The following is a 22457-nucleotide window of genomic DNA, read 5'->3' as shown; positions in this document are numbered from 1 at the left end:
GGTGGGGAAAGGGGTGTGGCCGCGCTGCTCGGCCAGCAGTCGGGAGGTGCGGGGCCGTGCCCGCAGGTACGGGCCGATGCGGTCGGTGAGGGTGATCCTGCGGGCGGCGAGGCGCCATAGCACCAGGCACAGGCCGATGCCGCCGATGAGCCCGATCACCGCCCCCGTCGCCGTCGGCGTCATCGCAGGACCCGCTCTTCCTCGGGGAGGCGCCCGAGGCGGACCATCAGCCAGTACGCCAACGCGGAGCAGGCTGCGCCAGTGACCAGCACGACGACCCCGGCGGCCGAGTTGTACGCGGCGGCGGTCTCCGCCCGGCTCGCGAGCAGCAGCAGGACCACCCATGGTGCGGCGACGGCCATCCGGGCACCATTGACCGTCCAGGACTGGCGTGCCTCGAGCTCGCCCCGGGTGCGCAGGTCCTCGCGCAGCATCTGGGCGAGCGTGCGGAGCAGGCGCCCCAGATCTGTGCCGCCGACCTCCCTGGTGAGCCGGAGCGCCTCGACGATCCGGTCGGCGACGGGGTCGGCCAGCCGCGCCTTGAGGGTGCCCAGCGCGTCGTCGAACCGGCCCGTGGCCCGGTAGTCCTCCGCGAACAGGCGGAACTCCGCGCGGACCTCCTCCGGCCCACGCTCCGCGAGCGCCGCGAGCGCCTCGGGCAGGGAGAGGCCGGCGCGGATGGCCGAGACGAGGTTGTCGATGACCTCGGGCCAGACCGCACGCAGCTGCGTGCGGCGATGCCGTGCCCGGGCACGCACCAGCACCGGTGGCGCGAGTCCGACCATGATCGCGAAGCACAGCGCGATGGGCGGTGACGCCGTCGCCGCGACCGCGACGACCAGGGTGATCGCCCCGAGCATCACGGAAGTGGCCGCCAAGGAGATCGGGCTGACCGACGGGGCACCCGCCTGGACGAGCAGGTCCTGCGTGCGTTCGGCCCATGTCGGGCGGGTTCGGGGTCGCGGCGCGGGCCGGTCGAAGAACGAGAACCAGATGGAGAGCAGGCCGGCGCCCAGCAGCAGCCCCGCGACCGTGCCCACGGCCCTATCCCCCGTCCCCGGTCGCGAGCAGCGCGCCCAGGTCGTAACCCGCACGCTCGAAGCGGTCGTCGTCGCCCGGGTGGCCGCCGGAGCGCACGAGGCGCCCCTGCCGCCGGACGAACAGCTCCGCCGTCTCGACGACCCCGTCCTCCACCCGCCCTGTTACGGCCACCACCTCGCGCACCGTGCGGCGGCCGTCGCGGTCGAGCTCGAGGTGCACGACGAGGTCCACCGCCGCCGCGACGGTGGGGACGACGAAGGACGCGGTGACGTTCTCGCCGGCGAGCAGCGGCAGCGTGCACAGCTTCGTGACGGCCTCGCGGGCGGAGTTGGCGTGCAGCGTGCACATGCCGGGAATGCCGGCATTCAGGGCGACGAGCATGTCGAACGCCTCGGCCTCGCGGACCTCGCCGATGATGATGCGGTCCGGCCGCATCCGGAGGGACTCCTTGACCAGACGGCGCAGCGGCACCTCCCCCGCCCCTTCCAGGTTGGGCTGGCGTGTCTGCATCGCGACGGTGTCCCGGTTCGCCAGGTTGAGCTCGAAGACCTCCTCGCAGGTGATGACGCGTTGCCCGGCCGGAATTGCACCGGCGAGTGCCCCGACCATGGTGGTCTTCCCCGCCTGGGTGGCACCGGAGACCAGGACGTTCAGCCCGGCGACGACGGCCGCGTCGAGGAACGTGGCCGCCTGCGGGGTGAGCGAGCCCCGCACGACCAGGTCGCTCAGCCGGCGCGCCCGGGTGACGTACTTGCGCACGTTCACGGCCCAGGCGTTGCGGGTGATGTCGGGGATGACCACATGCGTCGTCTGATTCAATAGGCACATGACCACCAGCCGCACCCACCGCCCTCGCCGGGCCGTGATCTACATCCGTCTCAGTGTGTACCGGGGAGAGGCGGACCCGACGACGTCGCCCGCATCCCAAGAGGCTCGGTGCCGCGCGTACGCCGAGAGCAAGGGATGGGACGTCGTCGACGTCGTCCGCGACCTCGACGTGTCGGGGTCTGACAAGGGCCTGAGGCTTGACCGTCCCGGCCTGGCCAGCATCCGCGAACGGTTCCACGACGTCGACGTCGTGATCTTCGCCAAGTTGGACCGGCTCGCCCGCAACGTCCTCGACTTCAACCGGTTCGCTGAGGAGGCGCGCACCCATGACGTCGACCTCGTCAGCGTCGCGGAGTCCCTGGACCTGTCGACGCCCGGTGGCCGGTTCGTCGCCCAGATCTTGGCGGCGTTCGCCGAGATGGAAGCGGCGACCATCGCGGAGCGCACGAAGCTCGGCAAGGAGACGGCCGTCACCAAGCTGGGCCGCTACGGAGGGAACACGCCGCCCTACGGCTATCGGATCGTTGAGCATCCGTCAGGCCGTGGCTCAGCTCTGGAGATCGACCCCGAGGAGGCTGCCCACATCCGAGAGGCAGCGAGGCTCGTGCTCGACGGCGGCAGTCTCTACGGTGCCGCCCAGATGCTCAACGAAACCGGTAGCAAGCCGCATCGCGCCGAGCGCTGGGGCTGGTCAACGCTCCGGGCAGTCCTGGTCGGCGATGCCGTGCTCGGGCGCGTAAAGCATCGCGGGCGGCTCATCTTGGGGGATGACGGTCTCCCTGAGGTCCGCTGGGAGCCGATCTTCACGTTGGAGGAGTCCCAGCGTCTCCGCGCCATCCTTGCGAGGCCATCCGACCTCCCGAAGGACTCTCCCGCTCGCGCCGTCGCCGAGCAGGAGCACACCACGCGCACGAGGGCTGCCAGGCTCCTCTCCGGCCTGCTCACGTGCTCTGGCTGCGGCCGCCCGATGCGTGCCGGGGTCTTCCCCCGGCGCGGAGAGAAGGTTGGGCGCTACGTTTGCAGTGCCGAGGGTGCGCGTTGTCCCGCTCCTGTCACGATCACAGCGACGCTCGTTGAGGACTATGTCGCTGAGGTCTTCCTCGGGATGGCTGGCCTCATGCCGGTCTTCGAGGTCCGCACCATGAACCGCGACGCCGCCGAGGTTGCTCAGGTCGAGCAGGCCATCGCCGAGACGACCGACGAACTGAGAGCGCCAGACGCGGACATCGCCGCTCTTGTCGAGCGCCTGACCATCCTTCGCCAGCGGCGCGACGAACTTGCGGCACAGCCGGCGGAGCCCGAGGTGGTCAAGGTGGACACCGGAGAGATGATGGCGGCGCGATGGGAACGGGAAGACGTGGCGGGACGTCGGGCGCTCGTTCATTCCGTGCTCACCGGTCCCATGACGGTGCATCCCGGCAAGCGTGGACCCAAGCGCCTCGACCCTGACCGGCTGGACATCCCGTGGCGCTGGGAGGACATCGACGTCGATGCGGAGATCGCGGACGCTGCCCGCGTCGACTGACTCACACTTAGAAACGCGAAGAGAGGACGATCTATGGCCATCTATCTCGACACCGAGGACCCCATGACATCGCCTGAGCTTGAGGTGACCGCCACGGCCCCAGAACGTTGGAATGGCTTCGAGGTGCCCATCGCTACCGCCCCAGCGTTCCGGGCGTTCATCGCCGCATGGCAGGAGATGGACCCTAATGGGACGTGGGAGCCTCGCGGCGTCAGCGTCTCCGCCGACGGACGGCTCGTTTACATCGACGGCGATGGGACTGAAGACTCCTGGGAGGTCTACGGCGTCACGGCCGGAGGTGAATCGACGTACGCACTCGACGGTTGGACATGGGTCGACGCGTGAGACCGTGGCCACCCTCAGCCCGTCAGACCGCTGCCACCGCCGAATAGCCGGGGCCGAGTGCGGTCCTCACTTGGCTATCCAACGTGACCGAAGCCCCGTCGCCCCGAGAGGTGGCGGGGCTTCCGTCGCCTGTGGCGCTGGCCGCACGTCTCTCGCCTTGTCCAGCGGCCGCGAGCTTCATTGGTACGTTCTTGGCCTTGAGACCAGCCACAATGAGGGGGCATCGAAGCCCGACCCTCCGATACCTAGTTAGGTTAGGGGCTCTTTAACCTAACTTCCTACATCGGTCTATAAGGCTTTCTCCCCATCTATCGTGCCCCCTTGCCCCCTTTGCCCCCCAATGTGCTCTGAACTGCGGCTTTACGGGGGCATCTAGGGGGCACCGCTCGGACACTTGCCCCCTAATGTCGAGGGGCCGGCCAAGTTTGCCCCCTAATAGTAACGGTTATGAATAACTGGATACTCTCTGCGCCGGGGATGGAAGTTTAAACGACACACTGTGAACTATTCCCGCTCAATCATTAGGGCTCCCGGGAGCCGTTAACGGGTGATGGCATCACCGCCCACCCCATCTGTGTCTCAGAATGTGGACGCCATCGTGAGCAACTTTGCCCCCCGTGGGCCGTCTCCTCCGTCGAGAGATCTTCCGCCCGTGAGCAGACCGGCCCCTACTGGTCTCCTTCGTAACGGGGGCTGGTGAGCAGATCCGGCCGAAAGTCCCCCTCCTCATCGGGAGACATCTCCGCCCCCGACCACCACCGACCCTGGAGACACAGTGATCACGTCCCACGTCCCTACCGGCTCCGCTTGCCGCTGGTGCGGCGCACCCTTGACCATCCCGCTCGGTCACCGTGGCCGACGCCCCGCCTACTGCGGTCCTGCCTGCCGCACGGCTTGGCGCACGGCCGACCGTGCCGAGCAGCGCCAGACCGAGCGTGAGGCCCGGGAGCCGCTCCCAACGTCCTCGGCGGTGCCCGGCCCGCTCGCGGACCTGGTCGAGCGTCGTCGCGCCCGGTACGCCGCCCGTCTGGCCGACCACACGCACCGGGAGCCGCCTGCCGGATCGTGGGAGCATGACCTCGCCCCCGGCGACGTGGCCTCTCCCGAGACCGCTCCCGCGCACGCCGTCATCGTGAGCCCCACCGGCTCGGTCTGGGACCGCGACACCTACGCCCGCGAGCGTCGCGGCTCGCCGTCCGTGCTGACCGGCTCCGCCGCAGGTGAGGACGGGACGCCCGGCATCCCGGCCGCGATGGTGACCGGCACCGCCGCCACGTTCGGCGACCTCGCCCGGGAGGCTCCGGCCCGGCACCGTGACCCCGCCGCGCGCTACGTGCTGACCGTCGCGCCGGAGCAGTACCTCGCCACCGAGCCGGACGACTCCCGCACGTTGGGCCGCACGTCTCCGGATGTCGTCTCCCGGCGTCCCCGGCTCAGCTGACGCTGTCACACTTTCACTAGTAGGTGAGGTGGCTGTCTCGCCCCCTCCCACGTGCTGCCAGCACGCACGCCACGCCGCCCCACTTCCCCGCCTGACGGATCGCGCGTGACGTGCTGGCCCCTTCTCGGTGACCCTTCCCGCACCGAGACCGCTCCGCTCTCATCTCAGATCCGGCGTCCGTTTGTACGGGAGATGCGCCGGGAGAGCGGGGCACCGGCTGGCCCCCGGCTCCGTCGTTGTGCTTGCAACGTTGAGCCGGGGCTGGCCCCTTGATCTCGCCGGGGTGGTGCCCGGCGAGCCCGCCTAGGTAGCGGGTGTGGTGCGCGTTGCGGGCTGGTGCCGGAGTCATGACCGGCACCGCCCCGACAGCAGTAGCGCACCGATGGCACCACATCTGACCACCACCACCACCACCACACACCCCTAGGACACCTCCATGCCCCTGCCCCTTGACTCTCTGCCCCCGCTGCATCTCCGGCGCGAGATCCGACGCCGCCAGGCTGGCTGGCTGGTGCGCGACCTCCCCGCCGAGGAGATCGCCGCCGAGCTCGGCGCTGACTACGGCGTGACTTACCGCAACGGCTCCGGCTACACCCGGCGCGGTGAGCGGGTGACCGCCGACGCTGTCGCGCTCGACGTTGCCGAGATGCTCCGCCGCCTGGCCGACGACACCGACCCCGCCGTCGTGGACTACCGGCTCACCGTCCTCACGGATGAGATCACCGACGCCGAGCCCGCCGACATCCCCGCGCTAGTCCGCGAGCGTGATCGGCTGGACCGGCTCGCCAATCTGCCCGACGCCGAGGAGATCGCCAAGGCGCTCCGGGAAACCGCTGCCGATCTCCGAGGCTCCGGCCGTGCCCGCGCGTCTCTCATGGGCAACGTCCGGAACTACCTCCCGTCCGGCGCACCGGCCCGCACCGACGCCGATGCCGCCGCATGGCTGGCCCGCTTCGACCTTGACGCCTGGCTTCGGCGCTCTGACCTGACGACGCACTACCGCGACGCCGGTAGCCCCGGTGACGTGCCCGAGACCGTCCTCCGTGCGCTTGCGGCTGCCCGATGGGGCTCACCCGTCAAGGTGCGCGGTCACTTCGGCTATCGCCCCGCGCGTGCCACGGCTGGCCGTCTCGCCGCTGCCCGCGTCGCCGTCTCTGCTGACCATCCGGTGACTGTCCCGGTGACCGTCTCGACCTCGCCCGCTACTGCCCGCACCGACGACCGCCAGGAGGCCCCCGCATGAGCCGCAAGACCGAGCAGACCACTACGCAGCTTGTCAACCTGGACGCCGTGCGCGCCGAGACCGCCGTTTACCATGACGCCGCCGACGCGGCCGAACGTCTCATCGCTGCCCGCCGCACGCTGGCCGAAATGGGCGCATCCGTCGAGATCCCGGCGCTGCCGGACGGTCTCAGCATGGACGACGTGCTAGACGCTTTCGCCGAGACCGACCCCGTCACCGAGCGCCGCCAGTAGCGGCCCCCTAGACCCCTCACCGGCCCCCCTTGTCGGCCCCGGTGAGGCACGCGCCCTGGTCCGGCGCGATGGGCAGGAGAGTCCCCGAGGCTCACCGCCTGGCCCCCGTCATCTTGCTCAGGGATGACGGGGGCTCACCCATTCTCTCGGCGGGCCGTGACCGCTCCCACGGTCCGCCGAGATCCCCCGTCCCCGTCCTGCCGTGCATCTGGCGAGATCTGGCAGGACGGGGGCTCACCCCGTCTGGAGCGGCCCATTTACACCCCTGGAGCGCAGATGACTACCCCCACGACCCCAGACACACCCGTCGCCGTGCCGGATCTCGACCTCGCCGCCATGTGGGCCGAGGTGGCCGCGTGCAACCTCACGCCCGGCGAGCAGGCCCGCGCGGCTGCCGACTTCGACAACCTCGCGCGCTTCGTCTACGACGTGAGCCCCACGGACACCAACACCACCACGCCCCGAGCCATCCTCGGCGAGATCTCCCGGCGCGGCTGGTGCCGCCTGCCCGTGGAGGCCCGTGAGGCCGTCCTCGCCCGCTACATCGCCCGCGACATCGTCGCTCGGCGTCGCTGACCGTTTACACCCCCTGGAGACAGGATGACCACGTCCCCCGTTGACCGCGTGGCCGCTGACCTCGGCATGACCGAGGAGCAGCGCGCCGCACTCTACTTCCACACCCGCCGTCACGAGCGCTACGTGGTGCCCCGTGCCCGTCGTGGCCGTGGCCGACAGCAGCACGCCCACGCGCCCACCCGTCTCCGGCGTGGCATCCCGCGCTGGTCGTGGGTCTACGACCTCACCACCGAGGAGAGGCGCGAGCATGTCGCCCGCGTGTGCGCCGAGCGCATCCTCTCCGGCGAATGGGGCACCGAGCCGCCCACCGAGGACGCCGCGTGAGTGCCGACGACAACACACGCGCGCTGGAGATCTTCGGCATGGCACCCCGGGAGCCCTCCGCCGAGCCGGAGGCCGACCGCCAGCACGCCGAGGCCCGCTCGGACGCGGCTCTCCGCTTCTTCGGTCTCCCGACGACCGACCCCACGACCTCCGGCACCGAGCCGGACAGCACCACCTCTCACAACTAGGAGCGCACACCATGACCACCACTTACGACACCTCCGTCACTCTCGGCGCGTTCGGCGTCTCTCAGTCTGTCCGCCAACTGGATCGCAACCTTCGCCAGTACGTCGCAGATGGCACGCTCACGCTTCCCGAGGACGTGACCAAGGCTCGCCAGCACGCCATCGCCGTCGCCGCCGAGGCCACCCGCGTCGCCGCCGAGGGACAGACCGGCGTGAGGGATCTCGCGCACGCCATCGCCGCTGGCACGCTCAAGAACTGGACCAAGCCCGAGACATTCACCGTGGCGGCTGTCCGCGAGATCCGGCTGCAAGCGCTCCGGACGGCTGCCGAGTCTTCCGCGTACATCTTCGCCAGCACCGCCCGAGACTTTGCGGATGACATTCTCGCCGAGATCGAGAACAAGATCGTTACCCCGGTGGTGGAGATCTTCGCCGCCGCCGCCGAGGTGACCACCGACGCCGACACTCCCGAGGCTCTCCTCCGGGCCGGACGCACCGAGGACGCCGCCGCCCTGGCCCGTGCCCTGGACCCCGCCCACCTGGACACCCTGCGCCGGGCCGACGCGCTCCGCTTCGTGCTTCTCGGCTACGAGCGCGGCGACGATGCGTTGCCGTGGTTCTCTGGCGCGACGCTCGCCCGCCTGGACGGGCCGACCATCCTGGCGCACTTCCGCAAGGGTCGGCGCTTCCTGGACTTCTCCGACCCGACGACAGCCGCCGAGGCTGGACTCATCCCGGACGACGACGGCGACGACGACGACGTGCCGACGCTCGGCAACGTGATCCCTCACGCCAGCGGCGGAGGGGTCTCCTACTCCCTCAACCGGGACTCTGGTGGTGGCTACTTCGCTCCGCCGTCGAGCCCGCGCCCGTCCGGCACCGAGGTCTGACCGAGGCGTGACCGCGAGCGGGAGCCGGACCCACGACGGGACCGGCTCCCGCCCGAGCCCGCCGAGCCCGCTGACCTGCGACGATGTCGCGGTTGACTCGCGGCCCCCGGGGTGGTAGGACCCCCTCCCTCCCGGCTCGCCCGCACAGGCTCAACTTTGGTTAAATCGACCTCTGCACGCTGTTTCCACATCCCCCCGACTACCTCCGAGAGGAGGCCCGATGGCCACCGATGGCCCCATCTTGACCGCATCCCGTACCGGCACCCGGCGGGACGCGCTGGTCGCTCTCCGGGACCGGCTCGCATCCGCCCTGGACGAGACTCGCTCCGGACGTGACTTGGCGGCACTCGCCCGGCGCTACGTCGACACCCTGGCCGACCTGGCCGAGATCGACGGCGAGACCCCCTCGCCCGACACTCCCCTCGCGCAGCTCAGGCGCGAGCGCACAGCGCGCGGTGCCATGGTCAACGATGAGCGCAGCATCTCCGACCTCACCACCCGAGCCCGGTACGCCGCACGTCGCCGTCTCTGATCGGCGCGCACGCCGAGCCCCCGTCTGGAGCGTTCACACGTTCCGGGCGGGGGCCTTCTGTTGTTGCGGCGTACCCCCCAACGCCCGCAGCACGCAGGCCCGCACGTGTTCTTGTGTCAGGGGCACCTGTACGGTGCGCCGCAGTGTCCACCATGGGTGTCGGTGACAGAGCACGTCAGTCGGGGCCGATACCCTCGCCACGTGCGCTCCGTAGAACTCTTCGCAGGTGCCGGTGGACTGGCACTCGGTTGTGAACTGGCCGGTTTCGAGCCCGCCGCCGTCGTCGAGTGGGACCGGTGGGCTTGCGACACGATCCGCGAGAACAAGGCCGCTGGCTACCCGCTCGTGGCCTCTTGGGACGTGATCGAGGGAGATGTCCGCTCAGTCGAGTGGGACGCACTCCGAACGCCGGCGGTTGACCTTGTGGCGGGAGGACCTCCCTGCCAGCCGTTCAGCACCGGTGGCAAGGCGCGCGCGGCTGACGACAAGCGGGACATGTTCCCTGCCGCCATTGAAGTCATCCGCGCGTTGCGCCCAAAGGCGTTCCTGATCGAGAACGTTCGCGGCCTCACACGTGCTGCATTCGCGAACTACTACCAGTACGTCCTCCTGCGCCTGGAGCACCCAGAAATCACTAGCCGAGAGAACGAGACCTGGCTAGACCACCTCCAGAGACTCCAGAGTGAGCACACCGGCGCGACGCAGGAAGACCTCACGTACAAGGTCGTTCCTACGGTCGTGAACGCGGCGGACTACGGCGTCCCGCAGCAGCGACACCGCATCTTCTTCGTCGGCTTCCGTGCAGACATCGACGCGGAGTGGTCATTCCCTTCACCCACCCACTCGCAGGACGCCCTCCTACACAACCAGTGGGTGACCGGCGACTACTGGGAGCGGCACCGCATCGCGAAGCGCAGCCGACCCAAGGAGATCCCCGCGCGACTCGCATCGCGGGTCACGGCACTACGAGACGTTCCCGCCGAGGACCTGGATCGCCCCTGGCGCACCGTTCGGGATGCCATCGCCGATCTTCCGGAGCCGACCACGAACGGCAGCCGCAAGCATCTGAATCACGTACTCCAGCCGGGGGCGCGGTCGTACCCGGGACACACCGGAAGTCACATCGACCTGCCCGCGAAGGCGTTGAAGGCTGGTGTTCACGGCGTCCCCGGCGGAGAGAACATGCTCCGACGGCCGGATGGCAGCGTGCGTTACTTCACTGTTCGCGAGTCCGCGCGGTTGCAGACGTTCCCTGACCGGTACGAGCTTCACGGCAGCTGGGGCGAAGCGATGCGTCAACTCGGCAACGCCGTGCCCGTCCTGCTCGCTCAGAAGGTCGCCGGAAGCGTGGCCGAACACATCGCGCTCGCAGACTTCCGCGCGGCATCGGCGGAACTCCGCGCTGCGGGGCTGAGCGCGGTTGAAGACGAAGCGACGGCATGAGCGAGAGGCCCTACAACCCGTTGGAGATCGAGCACCTCGGCGAGAGCATCGAGCGGCGCATCCTGTCCTCCACTCCAACGCCGATGACCGACATCGCTTCTTTCAACGGAGCGGGCGTCTACGCGATCTACTACACCGGCGATCTCCCCATCTACTCCCTCATCGCCGACCGGAACCGCGAAGGCCAGTTCAGGCAACCGATCTACGTCGGCAAGGCAATCCCGGAGGGAGGCCGCAAGGGGCTCGTTGTCACTAGCAGCGACGCCACCAAGTCTCTCTCCTCGCGGCTTCGTAGCCATCGCAAGAGCATCCTTGCGGCGGAGAACCTCGACGTCGCCGACTTCCACTGCCGGTGGCTCGTTGTCGAGTCAATCTGGATCCCGCTTGGCGAGAGCATCCTCATCAACCGCTTCGCCCCGGTCTGGAACCAAGTAGTCGATGGTTTCGGAAGCAACGCCGCCGGAAGCGGGAGGTTCGCGGGGCAGCGTTCCCGCTGGGACACGCTCCACCCTGGACGCGCACACGCTGCGAACCTGGCCGTTCGGAGGGAGACAGCCGAGGACATCACTCGCGACGTTGAGGAGTACCTCCGCCAGCGGCTTCAGGTCTGATCTCGCGCCTCTCCCGGACCGACAGCTCCACCCGAGCAGCCGCCACCTCCGGCGCTTCGTGCTCCCACACGACGAGCACCTCCCACCCCGCCGCACGTAGCCGGTACTCGGTGTCCCGGTCCCGAGCAACGTTCGCCGCCAACTTCGACTCCCACCAAGACACATTCCGCGTGCCCCGGCGGCAGTGCTCCTCGCAGCCATGCCAGAAGCAACCACGAACGTCGACTGCAACCCTCTCGGTCGGGAAGACGATGTCGACGGTACGACGGAGACCGTCAACCACTTGGCGGTGAAGACGGAACCTCAGACCCCGCCGGTGAAGGGCACGACGCAAGGCAACTTCCGGCCCGGTGTCCTTCGTGCGTTGGAGCTGCATCGCCCGGCGCTTCTCCGGCGTCGGAGCGTCCGGGGCTGCACCCGCAGGCATGGAAGCAACCTACTTCGTCGCCCTCACGCATCCCAGCGAGGTGACGTGCCGTTGTCGCCGTTAGCGTTGGAGAGGCACCGGAGCTCCTACTGCGGCTTCTGTGATCCGCCGCGACGAGGAGCGCGCTCCTTCGTCGTAGGCTCCGGCCATGCCGAACGCCGCCAAGTCCGTAACTACCTCCGTGAACTGGATCGCAGGCATCGGTGGTGTTGCAGGACTGCTCGCGATGTTCATCCCGGATGTCCCCGCGTGGATGGACCAGCACGGGATCGCCGGCTGGGTCACCGTGCTAGGTCTGCTGATCCTCGCGCCGCTACTCACCGTCGCCACCGTCAAGGCGCGGTTGAACGAGCAGCAGTTGGCCAGGGCACGGGAACAAGTTGAGAGGGACCGGCAGCAGGCCCGCAAGGACGTCCACCTCATCACCGAACTGCTCGACGGGTGGACGGTCGACAGTGAGTTCTTCGAAACCCTGGTCGAGGACGTCGACCACAACCGATTCCCCGTTAACCTCTCACGCCAGATCGAGGACCGCTGGCGGCGCTGGGATCGGGACAGCCGCGAGATCAAGACGGTTGCACTCAAGACCAAATTCGACGCCGTAGAGGACGCCAACCGCGCCTACAACAGCGCAATCGGCGAGTACATGTGGACAAAGGACTCTGGACCGAGGACCGAACGCCAGTACGAACTCTTGAGTGTCCCGGCTGAATGGCACCACACGCAGAAACGGAAGGCGCATGACGCCCTCGCGGACGCGCGGTTCTGCCTCGTGCGAGCGCTGCGGGAGTTGTTCGCCGTGATGCATGACTATGGCTGACACTCAGAGAACCCGCGTGTCTGATGTGCGTTTAGGACCACTCAGCGTGGAGCCGCACCGCCCACTCGCGACCCCAGATGACGCGGCAGGACGCTAGTCCGCCGGACGTTCACGCATGAATGTCCAACTTCGCTGGATCGGCCCTCCAGATTGGGCTGTAAAGCGGCCGGCTTCCAAGACGCCGGACTCGACGAGTTCCCATCCCTCGCTACCCAATTCATTGAAGATGATCGTCTGTGACAGCGCTGCCTGCCCTTTCGGGTCCCTCCGCACCTGCGTCTTACCTGGTGGCTTCACGATTGACCACTCGTGCGCCCAAGGCGGCACCGGCGCCGGTTCACGAACGAGAGTCACTACCGCGTATTCGAAGGTCCGCACGTCCGTAGCGTCTCATGCGTCGACGCTTCCGTGATGCGCCTCCACCCCGAGGTGTCCGGGATGTAACTCAGCCATGTAACTCAGCCCGTTGTAGGGCTCCGACCGTGATGTGCCGTTAGTTGCAGCCAGCGTGGACACGCTCGCCGGTCGCCAGGGACGCGTCGACGAACGGGGTGGACAGATCGAGGCGGCGACCAGACACGCGCAGCATGCGCTCGACCAGCTCGCGCACCTGCGCCTCGTCGAGGATCGTCGTGGTGAGTTCCGGCCGGCCGGCCCGCGCGACGAAGACCTTGCCCGGCTCGTTGATCCACAGCTCCTCGACCTCCGGGTCGTCGAGGTACTGCTGGAGCGGCCCCAGGCCTGCGACGGCGTCCACTACTTCCTTCGCGGCGGCGCCCGGATCGGCCAGCGGCGGGACCAGCCCGGCGAGGGAGCGGTCGTCGTAGTCGGCCAGTGCAGCCGCCACCAAGGAGCGCACGCTCGCCGCGTCGCGCACCGGGTCGACGCCGCGGCGCCGGACGAGCTCGCGCACCTCGGACTCGAGCAACGACACACCCTCGTCCACCGACCATCACCCCTTTGGAGCCCGGTCCTGCCCGATTTACATGGGGCGAACCTATTGGAGGTGCGTGGGGCGGGGAAGCGATATCAAGGCCTGTGCATGCGCGGACCTGTGATTCCCGGCCCGATGGACCTCACCAGCCAGCCCTGCCTCATCAGCCCCACCCATGGGTCGGGCGGTGCCTCGTCCGGTTCGCGGTCTCCACCTCCCACGCACGCTCGATCGGGCGGGTTGGGGTTCTTGTGGCCACCGAACGGCTCCGCGCTCCCCCGGACGCCCCGGCGCGTACGCCACCCACGTCGCGGTCCAGCCGCCTACCGTTGCGGTGTGGTCCGCTCAGCTCTCGCCCTCGCCGCCCTCGCCACTTCGGCCGTGCCCGGCCTGGACGTGGTGGCCACCCGCCCACCGCAGCGGGCGACCACCGACTTCCAGACCACCGGCCTGCTCGACGGCGGTGGCCGCCACTGGGTGGTCCGTGTTCCGCTGCACCCCGCGGCCGGCGCCGCGCTCGAGGGTGAGGTGGCGCTGCTGGCCAACCTCGCCCACGTCGTCGACGACGGTGGCCTGCCTTTCGACGTGCCCCGGCCCGCGGGCTTTGCGGCCCTGCCCGAGGGTGGCCGCGCCATGGTCTACCGCGAGCTGGTCGGCCGGCCGGTCGACCTCGGCCGCCTCACCAGCGGGCCCGGGCTCTCGGCGGAGCTCGGCCGGGCGATCGCCGCCTTTCACGAGCTCGACCCGGCGGTGGTGGCGGACTCCGGTCTGCCGGTGTACGACGCCGAGGCCTACCGCAAGCGGTGCCTGGCCGAGGTGGACGAGGCCGCCCGCACCGGGCACGTGCCGTCGGTGCTGCTCAACCGGTGGGAGCACACCCTCGAGGACGTGGCGCTCTGGCGCTTCAGCGCCACCCCGGTCCACGGCGACCTCGCGCCCGATCACGTGCTGGTCCACGACGGACAGGTCAGCGCAATGCTCAGCCTCGCCGACGTCCACGTCGGTGACCCGGCCGAGGACCTGGCCTGGCTCACGGCGGCCGCGCCGGAGGACTCCGTCGACGCGATCGTGGAGGCGTACTCCCTCGCCCGCACCGAAGGCACCGACGCCCACCTGCTCGACCGGGCCCTGCTGGTCTCCGAGCTCGCACTTGCTCGGTGGCTGCTGCACGGGGTGCGCAGCGGCGAGCAGGCGGTCGTCGACGACGCCGCCGCCATGCTCCGCACCCTGGCCGCCGACGTCGAGGACGCACCGCCCATCGGGGCACGTGAGCCCGTGGTGGTCCAGGACTACGCCGTCGCCTGGCCTGACGCCGACCCGGCCACGCAGACCTGGGAGCCCGGCGAAGACGACGCACCCGCGGATCAGGTGGAGCACTCCGACGCCTCGGAAGCCACCGATGCGCCGGCCGGACGCATCTACGCAACCGGCTTGGACAGCGACCTCACTGATACGGCCGTCACCGAGCCCCTCCACCTGGGCAACCTGCCCGACTTCCTCCAGCCCACAGAGGACGACCGGTCCGATTCGGCCGGCCGAGTGCGTTCCACCGAGCGCGACGACGAGCGTGACGACAACGGCGGCGCGCGCGCAGCCGATGGTGCGGCCGACGGCGATGCTGCGCCCGACGGTGCGGAGGTCACAACAGAGGCGGACGAGCCCAGCGCCAGATGACGGCTGCGGGGCCCTGCTTCCGGCGTCGTGCGCTGGGCCGGTTCAGAACGGTTGCGTCACCATCAGCCACACGATCGCGACAAGCCCGACCAGCCCGACCGCGCCGCCCGCGAGCGGTGCCCGTGCCGACAGGGCGGTCGCGAGCTCGTCGGGCGACGGCGGGTCGGCCTTCTCGTCCACCAGGCGTCGCCACTTCTCCGCGTTCGGGCTGACCAGGGTCAACATCGCGACCAGCACGACGACCAGCACCGCCACGGCGGCCCACAGCCAGAGGTGCCCGCCGGTGAAGGCGCCCGTGATGATGCCCGCCCAGGTTCCGGCGACCAGGACGGTGAGCAGGGCGAGGTCGGCCGGCACGGTCGCCACCCGGGACACCCGGAGCATCTTGCGCACCGTGACGGGGTCGCGCTGACCGCGGACCCTGAGGAGGGTCACGGCCGAGACGGCGTGGAAGGCGACGAACACGACAGCCGCGACGGTGTGGACCTGGACGAGCGACTCCTGCATCGGCGTCTCCCCACGTCGTGCGGCCCGGCCAGGCGCGGCACGCCTCGTCGGCGACGTCACGGTACCGTCCGCGAACCTCGCGCCCCAGCCCCCGGCTGGGGGGACGGGAGTCCCACGCGTTACCCGGCTGCGATGGCTGCGGTGATGCGGGCGACGATCTCATCCTCGCTGAGCGCACCCGCCCGGACCGTCGCGTCCGCGCCGGCGTAGTAGAAGGCGGCTCGCACACGCTCCAGGGGCGTACCCGTCGCGCGGGACCAGGCCAGCCGGTACAGCGCCAGCTGCATCTCGCGCTCGGCCAGCTCGCTGGGCGTGCGCGGCGGTCGGCCGGTCTTCCAGTCGACCACTTCCACGCCATCAGGTCCGTCGAAGACGGCGTCGATCCGGCACCGCACGATGGTCCCCGCCACCGGGGTCTCGAGGTCCACCTCCACTGCGAGCGGGACGCGCTCGGCCCAGACCGAGGCGGCGAAGGTGCGTTGCAGCCGCGTGAGCTCGTCGTCGCTCAGCGGTGTGTCGGTGAGGTCCTCCCCGCTGCCGGGCACCTCCTCGATGTCGAGCAGCGCGCCCTGCCCGTAGAAGTGCTCGACCCACTCGTGAAAGCGGGTGCCGCGGCGGGAGACGACCGTGGGCTCCGTGGGCACCGGCCGGCGCCGGTCACGGGCGAACTCGTGCGGGTTGGCGACCAGGCCCACCACGGCGGAGGCGGACAGGTGCCCGGCGAGCGGGACCTCATGGGCGCCCGTCCGGGTGACGTCGCGCTCGGCCAGCAGCAGCCGCGCGTCCTGCAGCCACCGCGCCGTCACCGGGTCAGCGGCACCGCCCTCGCCGTCATCGAGCAGCGGGTGCTCGTGCTGGGCGGCGGCCTGCCGGACGGCCGCGGCGGCGTTCTCGAGCCCGGCCCGACGTGCGCCGAGTGGGTCGGTCGGCCACTGCGCGGTGACCTCCTGGGTCAGGGCGGGGTTCTCGACCTCGTCCGCGGGGCGCGGTTCCCACGCCGTGGGTGGGTGGGGTGCGGCGTTGGCGACCGTGGATGCGCCGGGGGCCGTGGTTGCGCCGGAGGCCGTGGTTGCGTCGTCGGGCACGGGCATGTCGGCGACCTGACCGAGGCTGTACGGCTCGGTGAGGAAGCGCGACGGCGGCAGGGGTGTCTTGCCGGTGCGGAACCATGAGCCGGTCAGCAGAAGGGTGCTGCGGGCACGGGTGAGGGCGACGTAGGCGAGCCGCCGTTCCTCCGCCACCTGGTGCGCACCGGCCTCGGCGCGGAACTGCTTGCGGGCCTCTTCGACGTCCTTGTGGGTCACCGCACCGAGCAGGTCCAGCTCGGGGAGGGAGTCGGCGTCGCCGCGTAGGGGGTAGGGCAGCTCGCGCACGTCGGTCAGCCATCCGCCGTCCGTGACGGTGCCGTCGGCGGAGGGGCGGCCGTCGTACCCCGGGAAGTGGCTCTCGACCAGGCCCGGGACGGCGACGATGTCCCACTCCAGGCCCTTCGCGGCGTGCACGGTGAGCACCTGGACCACGGAGGAGTCCGGCTCGTCGGCGGCGGGTTCGGCGGCGTCCAGGCCCCGCTCGCGTTCCTCGGCGGCGTCGAGCCAGGCGAGGAACGCGCCGAGGGTGGGCTGGTCGGCGTCGGCGGCGAAGCTGGCGGCCACCTCGGTGAAGGCGTCCAGGCCGGTCCGCGCCGTGCCGCCGCCGGTGCCCGCGCGTGCGGCGACCTCGATGTCGAGGCCGAGCAGCTGTTCGGTGGCGGTCACCAGCTCGGGCAGCGGCAGGTAGGTCATGGCTCGGACCTGTCGCAGCGTGCCTCCCAGGCGGCGAACCCGGGCGGCGCCGGCCGCGGACATGGTGTGCCCGCGCCGACTCGTCCAACCGGCCGCAGGCGGCCGGTCCACCGCCTCCGCCAGGCTGGACTCCTCGCGCGGGTCCAGGCGCCGCGCGTCGTCGTCGGTGAGCTCGGCGGCGGCGGTGCGGGCGAGCTCACGCGCCCAGTCCTGCAGGGCGTGGAGGTCGGCGGCGCCCAGCCGGAGGTTGGTCAGCAGCCGCATCAGGGCGTCGCCGCGGCCGGCGTCGTGGGCGGCCTGCAGCGTGGCCCGCAGGTCCACGACCTCCGGGGTGGCCAGCAGGCCGCCGAGGCCGAGGACCCGGGCCGGCAGGCCGGCCGCGCGCAGGGCCTGGACGACGTCGGGGAACTGTGAGCGCTTGCGGCACAGGACCGCCGCGGTCTCCGGTGAGCTCGGCGTCCAGCGGGCGGCAAGAAAGGCGGCGACCTGGGCGGCCTCGTCGGCCTGTCCGAGCAGGTAGCCCCCGAGCACCTCCCCGGGCCCGGCGCCGGGCCGAGCCCGCAGCACGGGCACCGTCACGGCGGGCCCGTCGGTGCGGGCGGTGCGCAGCGGCGCGGCCACGGTGTTCGCGGCGTCGAGGATCGCGCGGTCGTTTCGCCAGGAGGTGCTCAGCGCCAGGGTCATGGCCGGCGTGCCGTCGCCGCGGCGGAACGTCTCGGGGAAGGTGGCCAGGGACGCCGCGGAGGCGCCGCGCCAGCCGTAGATGGCCTGGTTGGGGTCACCGACGGCGGTGACCGGGTGCCCGGCACCGAAGAGCGAGGAGAGCAGGCGCAGCTGCGCCACGGAGGTGTCCTGATACTCGTCGAGCAGCACGACGCGGTACTGGTCACGCAGCTGCCCGCCGACCGCCGGCACGTCGGTGGCGATGCGTGCGGCCAGTGCGACCTGGTCGCCGAAGTCCATGAGGCCGCGATCGCGCTTGCGTGCCGCGTAGGCGGCGACGAGGTCCATGAGCGCCATCCGTTCCTGCACGCTGCGGGCCGCCTTGGCAACCTCGGCGTACGGGTCCTTCTTGTTGCCCTCGGGCTGACGCTCGACGAGGTCCCGGCAGAGGTCCTCAAGCAGCTCACGGGCCTCGCGGGGGTCGAGGAGGTGCTCGTTGAGCGCGCCCGCCAGGGCCAGCACCGCGTTGGTGATGGTGGCGGGTGAGCGGTCCGTGGGCAGGTCCTCGACCCAGCCCTGTACGAGGTCGTCGACCAGCTGCCAGGCGGCGGCCTCGGTGATCAGGCGGGCATCCGGGTCGGCGCCGACGCGCAGGGCATGGTCCCGGGCGATGCCACCGGCGAAGGAGTTGTAGGTGGCGATGTGCGGGCGGTCCACGTCCAGGCCGGTCCCCCCGGCGGTGACCGGACGATCGGGGCCGGTCGATGCCGTCAGGTCGGCGGCGGTGGCGGCCGCTGCCTCCTCACCGTCGGCGGGGGTGACGAGGCCGACGGCGTGCAGCCGGCGCAGCCGCAGTCGCACCCGTTGGGCCAGCTCGGCGGCGGCCTTGCGGGTGAACGTGAGGCCCAGGACCTGCTCGGGTGCCACGAGGCCGTTCGCCACCAGGTAGACGACCCGGCCGGCCATGGTCTCGGTCTTGCCGGAACCCGCGCCGGCGACCACGAGGAGCGGCTCGAGCGGCGCCTCGATCATGGCGCGCTGCTCGTCCGTGGGTGGGTGCTGGCCGAGAGCCTCGGCGATCACGGTGGCCGTGTGGCGCACCGCAGGGGTGGGCGTGGTGGTGGTGGTGGTGGTCCTGGTCTGGCTCATCTGGTGGTCACCCGTCCTCCGTTGTCCTGCAGCGGGCACGAGGCGCGCACAGGGCAGTGCTGGCAGGCCTCGCCCAGCCGGGCCACGAAGGTGGTACCGGCCATCGTCTCGGCCGCCTCGGTCACCAGCCGCGCCGCCCAGGCAGGGTCCTCCGCCGTGGCCAGGGCAGGCTGGGCCCGCTCGGTGGCGCTCTTGCCCGTGCCCAGGTAGACCAGACGCCCGCCGGCCGAAGCGGCGGGCTCCCCGAAGGCGCCGGCGTCCACCGCCGCCTGGTAGGCGCCCAGCTGCGGGTGGGCGGCGGCCTTCTCGGCCGACACCGGGCTCGCGGAGGTCTTCAGGTCGACCACCCGGACCAGACCGTCGTCGAGGTGCTCGACCCGGTCCATCCGACCCGTGAGGTGGGCGCGGCCGACATCAGCGGTGAACTCGCGCTCGACGTCGACCTGGCCGGGCACGCCGGCGAGGTACGCCGCGAGCCGGTCCACCATGGCGCCGGCAAGCTGTCGCTGACGCCGGCCCGTCCAGGCGTCGCCGAGGCCGAGCTCGGACCAGCGGGCGTCGAGGGCGGCGTGCAGCTGCTCGGCGGTGCCGTGCGGGTGCTCGGCGGCGATCTCGTGGACGAGCGAGCCCACGGACTGGTCCATGCTGCGCTCGCCACGGCCGCCGGCCTGCTCCAGTGCCCAGCGCAGGCCACAGCCGGTCGCCTGCTCCACGCTGGACGGGCTCACCGGCACGGGGGCGCCCGGTGGTCGTAGCGGGACGTCGGTGCTCAGGTCGGCGAGGCCGGCCCAGCCCTCCGGGTCGGCACCGGCCACGTCCTGGCCGGCGAGATGAGCCAGGAGGGCGGCGGCGATGTCACGGCGCCGGTCAGGGGCGCCGGCAGAGACGGGTTCCAGCGCGCACCGCAGCTCGGCGACGAGGCCACGCAGGTCCAACGCAGGCGGTGCGGTGCGCACGAGGTCGGTGGTCTCGGTGCCGTCCGGGGCGAGCAGGTCGAAGAAGGACGACGGGCGGGCGTCCTCGTCCAGCACCGCGGTGATCAGGAGGCGGCGCGTCGGCCGGGTCACGGCGACCGCGAGCATGCGCAGCTCGTCGTCGAGGACTTGGCGGCGGGCGGGCCCGAACGCGCGGCGCCCGTCGGGCGAACGGCCTGCCTCGACGTCGGCCAGTGCGCCGGCACCGAGCAGGGAGTCCCGCAGCCGCAGGTCCGGCCACACGTCCTCCTGAAGGCCGGCGACGACGACGACCTCCCACTCCTCCCCCGCCGCCGCGGCGGGGGTGAGGACCTGGACGGACTCGGTGCGCACACCGCGGGCGGCCAGGGAGTCGGCGGGCAGGTCCTGGGCGCTGACGTGGTCGAGGAAGCCCGCCGGTCCGCCACCGAGGGTGCGGTCGGTGTACCACTCGGCCGCCTTGAACAGCGCCATCACCGCGTCGAGGTCGGCGTCGGCACGCTCGGCACCCGGACCGCCCGCCAGGGCCCGGTCCCGCCAGGGCTCCGCGAGCCCGCTCGTGCTCCACAGGGCCCACAGCACGGTCTCGGCCGTCGCACCGGCGTCCTCGAGCGCCGTGCGGCCGGCAGCCAGCACGGCGGCCACCCTGGCCGGACCACGCCGGACGTGCGGGGGCAGGGCCGCGGCGACGGCCGGGTCCTCGACTGCCTCGACGAGGAGCTCGTCGACCGGCCGGGTCCCCCCGGCGGCGCGCTCCGCTCCCCGCAGCGCGCGCCGCAGCCCACGCAGCGCCACCGCATCGAGGGCGCCGAGCGGGGAGGTGAGCAGCTCGACGGCCTGCTCGGCGTCCGTGCGGCCCGTGAGGCATGCGCGCAACGCCGTCAGCAGTGGCCGCGCCGCGGGCTCCTCCCGCAGCACGCCGGCGGCCGTGGCGGCGCCGACGGGGACCCCCCAGCTGCGGAGCATGCGCTGGAAGCCGGTCAGGTCCCCGGAGGACCGCACGATCACGGCCATCCGTGACCAGGGTGTGCCGTGGTGGAGGTGCTCCTCACGCAGGGTGCGCGCGAGGTAGGCGCCCTCCTGCGCACGCGAACGCAGCACGACGTTCTGGACGCCGCGGGGCGCCGGGGCCGCAGCGGCCGCGACGGACGCTGGGGAGTCCGTGGCCGGGGCCGTGGATCCGCCGTCCTCGGCCGGGTCCGGGCTCGGCACACCGGCGCGCCGGTGCGCGGCCGTGCCCACCGTCGAGATCGCTCCGGTGACCGTGGTGGCAGCGCGACGTAGCTCGGCGTCGCCGCGGTGGACGGTGGGCAGCACCAGCCGGGTGGCCGCGAACCCGCCCAGCGGATCGGCCGACTCGGCGAGCCCGACAAGAGCGGGGCTGCCGCCGCGGAAGCCCTGGACGCCAGCGTCGGGGTCGCCGTGCAGGAGGAGCTGGGCGCCGTCGTCGGCGAGCACCCGCAGCAGGCGGGCCGTGGCGAGGGTGGAGTCCTGGTGGTCGTCGACCACGACCGCGGACCACCGGGGCCGCGGGTGGCCAGGCACCTCCTGCTCCCAGGCCCGCAGTGCGGCAGTCGCCTCGTCGACGATCCGGGCGGCATCGAGCCGGGCACCGCGATCCGGGGTCATCTCGCCCAGGGCGGTGACCTCCTGGTACTCGCGCAGCAGCACCGCCGCGGCCACCCACTCGGGCCGGTCGTACCGCTGGCCGCGCTCGGCGAGCTCCTCCGGTCCCAGCCCGAGCTCCGCGGCACGCATGAACAGGTCACGCAGCTCGTCGCGGAACGCGCCGAGCGCCAGGGTCTCGGTCCCGATGGCAGCGGGCCAGCGCACGGGGGCGCCCAGCCCGGCCCGGTGTCCTGCGAGCAGCTCGGCGAGCACCTGGTCCTGGTCCGGACCGGTGATGAGAGTGGGTGCGGGCTGTCCCAGCAGCACGGCCCGCAGCCGCAGCACCGAGTAGGCGAAGGACGCCGGGGTGCGCACGAGCACCTGGGTGGTGGTCCGGCCCAGCCGGGCCGTGACCGCGTCGCGCACCCGTCCGGCGCCGCGGCGCGTGGGCACCAGCATGAGCACGCCCTGGTTCCCGCCGGCGGCCCGCGCCGGCGCGGTGGCCGGCAGGTCACGGGCGCGGTGCAGCAAGGCCGCGACCGCCGTCGTCGTCTTCCCGGTGCCCGGCGCCCCCACGACGAGCACGTTCCCCGCACGGTTCGGCCAGTCCACGGCCCGCTGTTGCACGGGGTCAAGCGACGGCGGGGGCGGCAGCGACCCGGGCAGGCTCAGCCGCAAAGCGGTTCTCGCGTGCGCCCGGGTGTCCATGTGCCGATGTCATCAC

19 protein-coding genes and 2 pseudogenes are annotated in these 22457 nt (G+C 71.4%); 14 read left to right on the top strand and 7 right to left on the bottom strand.

What is annotated here, in order from left to right; translation table 11 throughout:
* Positions 1 to 179: 179 nt before the first annotated feature.
* Positions 180 to 1040 carry a type II secretion system F family protein gene (locus FE374_RS05160; protein WP_139927545.1) on the bottom strand — a complete coding sequence of 287 codons (861 nt, stop codon included), beginning with the start codon at positions 1038 to 1040 and terminating at the stop codon, positions 180 to 182.
* 4 nt (positions 1041 to 1044) lie between these two features.
* A pseudogene (locus FE374_RS05155) lies at positions 1045 to 1845 on the bottom strand (CpaF family protein); the annotation flags it as partial.
* Positions 1846 to 1903: 58 nt separating this feature from the next.
* On the opposite strand from FE374_RS05155, the gene FE374_RS05150 reads away from it, so the two are divergent.
* From FE374_RS05150 to FE374_RS05095, 12 genes are all read left to right on the top strand, one after another.
* Positions 1904 to 3394, top strand: coding sequence for a recombinase family protein (locus FE374_RS05150; protein WP_168205602.1), 1491 nt, complete (start codon positions 1904 to 1906; stop codon positions 3392 to 3394).
* A 33-nt stretch (positions 3395 to 3427) separates the two neighbouring features.
* Positions 3428 to 3739 (top strand): hypothetical protein, encoded by a 312-nt coding sequence (locus FE374_RS05145; protein WP_139927542.1) that lies wholly within the window; start codon positions 3428 to 3430, stop codon positions 3737 to 3739.
* A gap of 970 nt (positions 3740 to 4709) precedes the next feature.
* On the top strand, positions 4710 to 5180 hold the full coding sequence (locus FE374_RS05140) for a hypothetical protein (RefSeq protein WP_168205601.1): 471 nt from the start codon (positions 4710 to 4712) through the stop codon (positions 5178 to 5180).
* 436 nt (positions 5181 to 5616) lie between these two features.
* Positions 5617 to 6423 carry a hypothetical protein gene (locus FE374_RS05135; protein WP_139927540.1) on the top strand — a complete coding sequence of 269 codons (807 nt, stop codon included), beginning with the start codon at positions 5617 to 5619 and terminating at the stop codon, positions 6421 to 6423.
* The gene (locus FE374_RS05130) at positions 6420 to 6656 is read left to right on the top strand and encodes a hypothetical protein (protein WP_139927539.1); all 237 of its coding nucleotides are present in this window, start codon (positions 6420 to 6422) and stop codon (positions 6654 to 6656) included. Before FE374_RS05135 ends, FE374_RS05130 begins: the two co-directional genes overlap by 4 nt.
* A 276-nt stretch (positions 6657 to 6932) precedes the next feature.
* Entirely contained in the window at positions 6933 to 7232 is a 300-nt protein-coding gene (locus FE374_RS05125; protein WP_139927538.1) for a hypothetical protein, read from the top strand.
* Positions 7233 to 7256: 24 nt separating this feature from the next.
* Positions 7257 to 7556, top strand: a complete 300-nt coding sequence (locus tag FE374_RS05120; RefSeq protein WP_139927537.1) for a hypothetical protein — start codon at positions 7257 to 7259, stop codon at positions 7554 to 7556.
* Positions 7553 to 7744: a hypothetical protein gene (locus FE374_RS05115; RefSeq protein WP_139927536.1), complete on the top strand. Its 192-nt coding sequence runs from the start codon at positions 7553 to 7555 to the stop codon at positions 7742 to 7744. The genes FE374_RS05120 and FE374_RS05115 overlap by 4 nt, the downstream gene beginning before the upstream one ends.
* An 11-nt stretch (positions 7745 to 7755) precedes the next feature.
* A complete protein-coding gene (locus FE374_RS05110; protein WP_139927535.1) occupies positions 7756 to 8631 on the top strand; it encodes a hypothetical protein in 876 nt (291 codons plus the stop codon).
* Positions 8632 to 8851: 220 nt separating this feature from the next.
* Positions 8852 to 9163, top strand: coding sequence for a hypothetical protein (locus FE374_RS05105; RefSeq protein WP_139927534.1), 312 nt, complete (start codon positions 8852 to 8854; stop codon positions 9161 to 9163).
* Between the two features lie 201 nt (positions 9164 to 9364).
* Positions 9365 to 10606 (top strand): DNA cytosine methyltransferase, encoded by a 1242-nt coding sequence (locus FE374_RS05100; protein ID WP_139927533.1) that lies wholly within the window; start codon positions 9365 to 9367, stop codon positions 10604 to 10606.
* Positions 10603 to 11217, top strand: a complete 615-nt coding sequence (locus FE374_RS05095; protein ID WP_139927532.1) for an Eco29kI family restriction endonuclease — start codon at positions 10603 to 10605, stop codon at positions 11215 to 11217. The genes FE374_RS05100 and FE374_RS05095 overlap by 4 nt, the downstream gene beginning before the upstream one ends.
* On the opposite strand, the gene FE374_RS05090 is transcribed toward FE374_RS05095, so the two are convergent.
* Positions 11171 to 11644, bottom strand: coding sequence for a very short patch repair endonuclease (locus FE374_RS05090; RefSeq protein ID WP_139927531.1), 474 nt, complete (start codon positions 11642 to 11644; stop codon positions 11171 to 11173). The two genes, FE374_RS05095 and FE374_RS05090, sit on opposite strands and share 47 nt — an antisense overlap.
* Before the next feature lie 148 nt (positions 11645 to 11792).
* Here FE374_RS05090 and FE374_RS05085 point away from each other — a divergent pair, with 148 nt between their 5' ends.
* Entirely contained in the window at positions 11793 to 12464 is a 672-nt protein-coding gene (locus tag FE374_RS05085) for a hypothetical protein (protein WP_139927530.1), read from the top strand.
* Positions 12465 to 12972: 508 nt separating this feature from the next.
* Here the strand turns inward: FE374_RS05085 and FE374_RS05080 are convergent.
* Positions 12973 to 13410: pseudogene (locus tag FE374_RS05080) on the bottom strand (CpaF family protein); the annotation flags it as partial.
* Positions 13411 to 13734: 324 nt separating this feature from the next.
* On the opposite strand from FE374_RS05080, the gene FE374_RS05075 reads away from it, so the two are divergent.
* Positions 13735 to 15072, top strand: a complete 1338-nt coding sequence (locus FE374_RS05075) for a phosphotransferase (RefSeq protein ID WP_139927528.1) — start codon at positions 13735 to 13737, stop codon at positions 15070 to 15072.
* Between the two features lie 42 nt (positions 15073 to 15114).
* On the opposite strand, the gene FE374_RS05070 is transcribed toward FE374_RS05075, so the two are convergent.
* The 3 genes from FE374_RS05070 to FE374_RS05060 form a co-directional block, all read right to left on the bottom strand.
* Positions 15115 to 15579: a DUF2269 family protein gene (locus FE374_RS05070; RefSeq protein ID WP_139927527.1), complete on the bottom strand. Its 465-nt coding sequence runs from the start codon at positions 15577 to 15579 to the stop codon at positions 15115 to 15117.
* Positions 15580 to 15698: 119 nt separating this feature from the next.
* Positions 15699 to 19172: an ATP-dependent helicase gene (locus FE374_RS05065; protein ID WP_139927526.1), complete on the bottom strand. Its 3474-nt coding sequence runs from the start codon at positions 19170 to 19172 to the stop codon at positions 15699 to 15701.
* On the bottom strand, positions 19169 to 22441 hold the full coding sequence (locus FE374_RS05060) for an ATP-dependent helicase (protein ID WP_139927525.1): 3273 nt from the start codon (positions 22439 to 22441) through the stop codon (positions 19169 to 19171). The genes FE374_RS05065 and FE374_RS05060 overlap by 4 nt, the downstream gene beginning before the upstream one ends.
* Positions 22442 to 22457 lie beyond the last annotated feature (16 nt).

The organism is Georgenia yuyongxinii (genome assembly GCF_006352065.1).
Classification (GTDB): Bacteria; Actinomycetota; Actinomycetes; order Actinomycetales; family Actinomycetaceae; genus Georgenia; species Georgenia yuyongxinii.
Note: the sequence above shows the minus strand (reverse complement) of the source record. Positions and strands in the feature narration are given on the sequence as shown.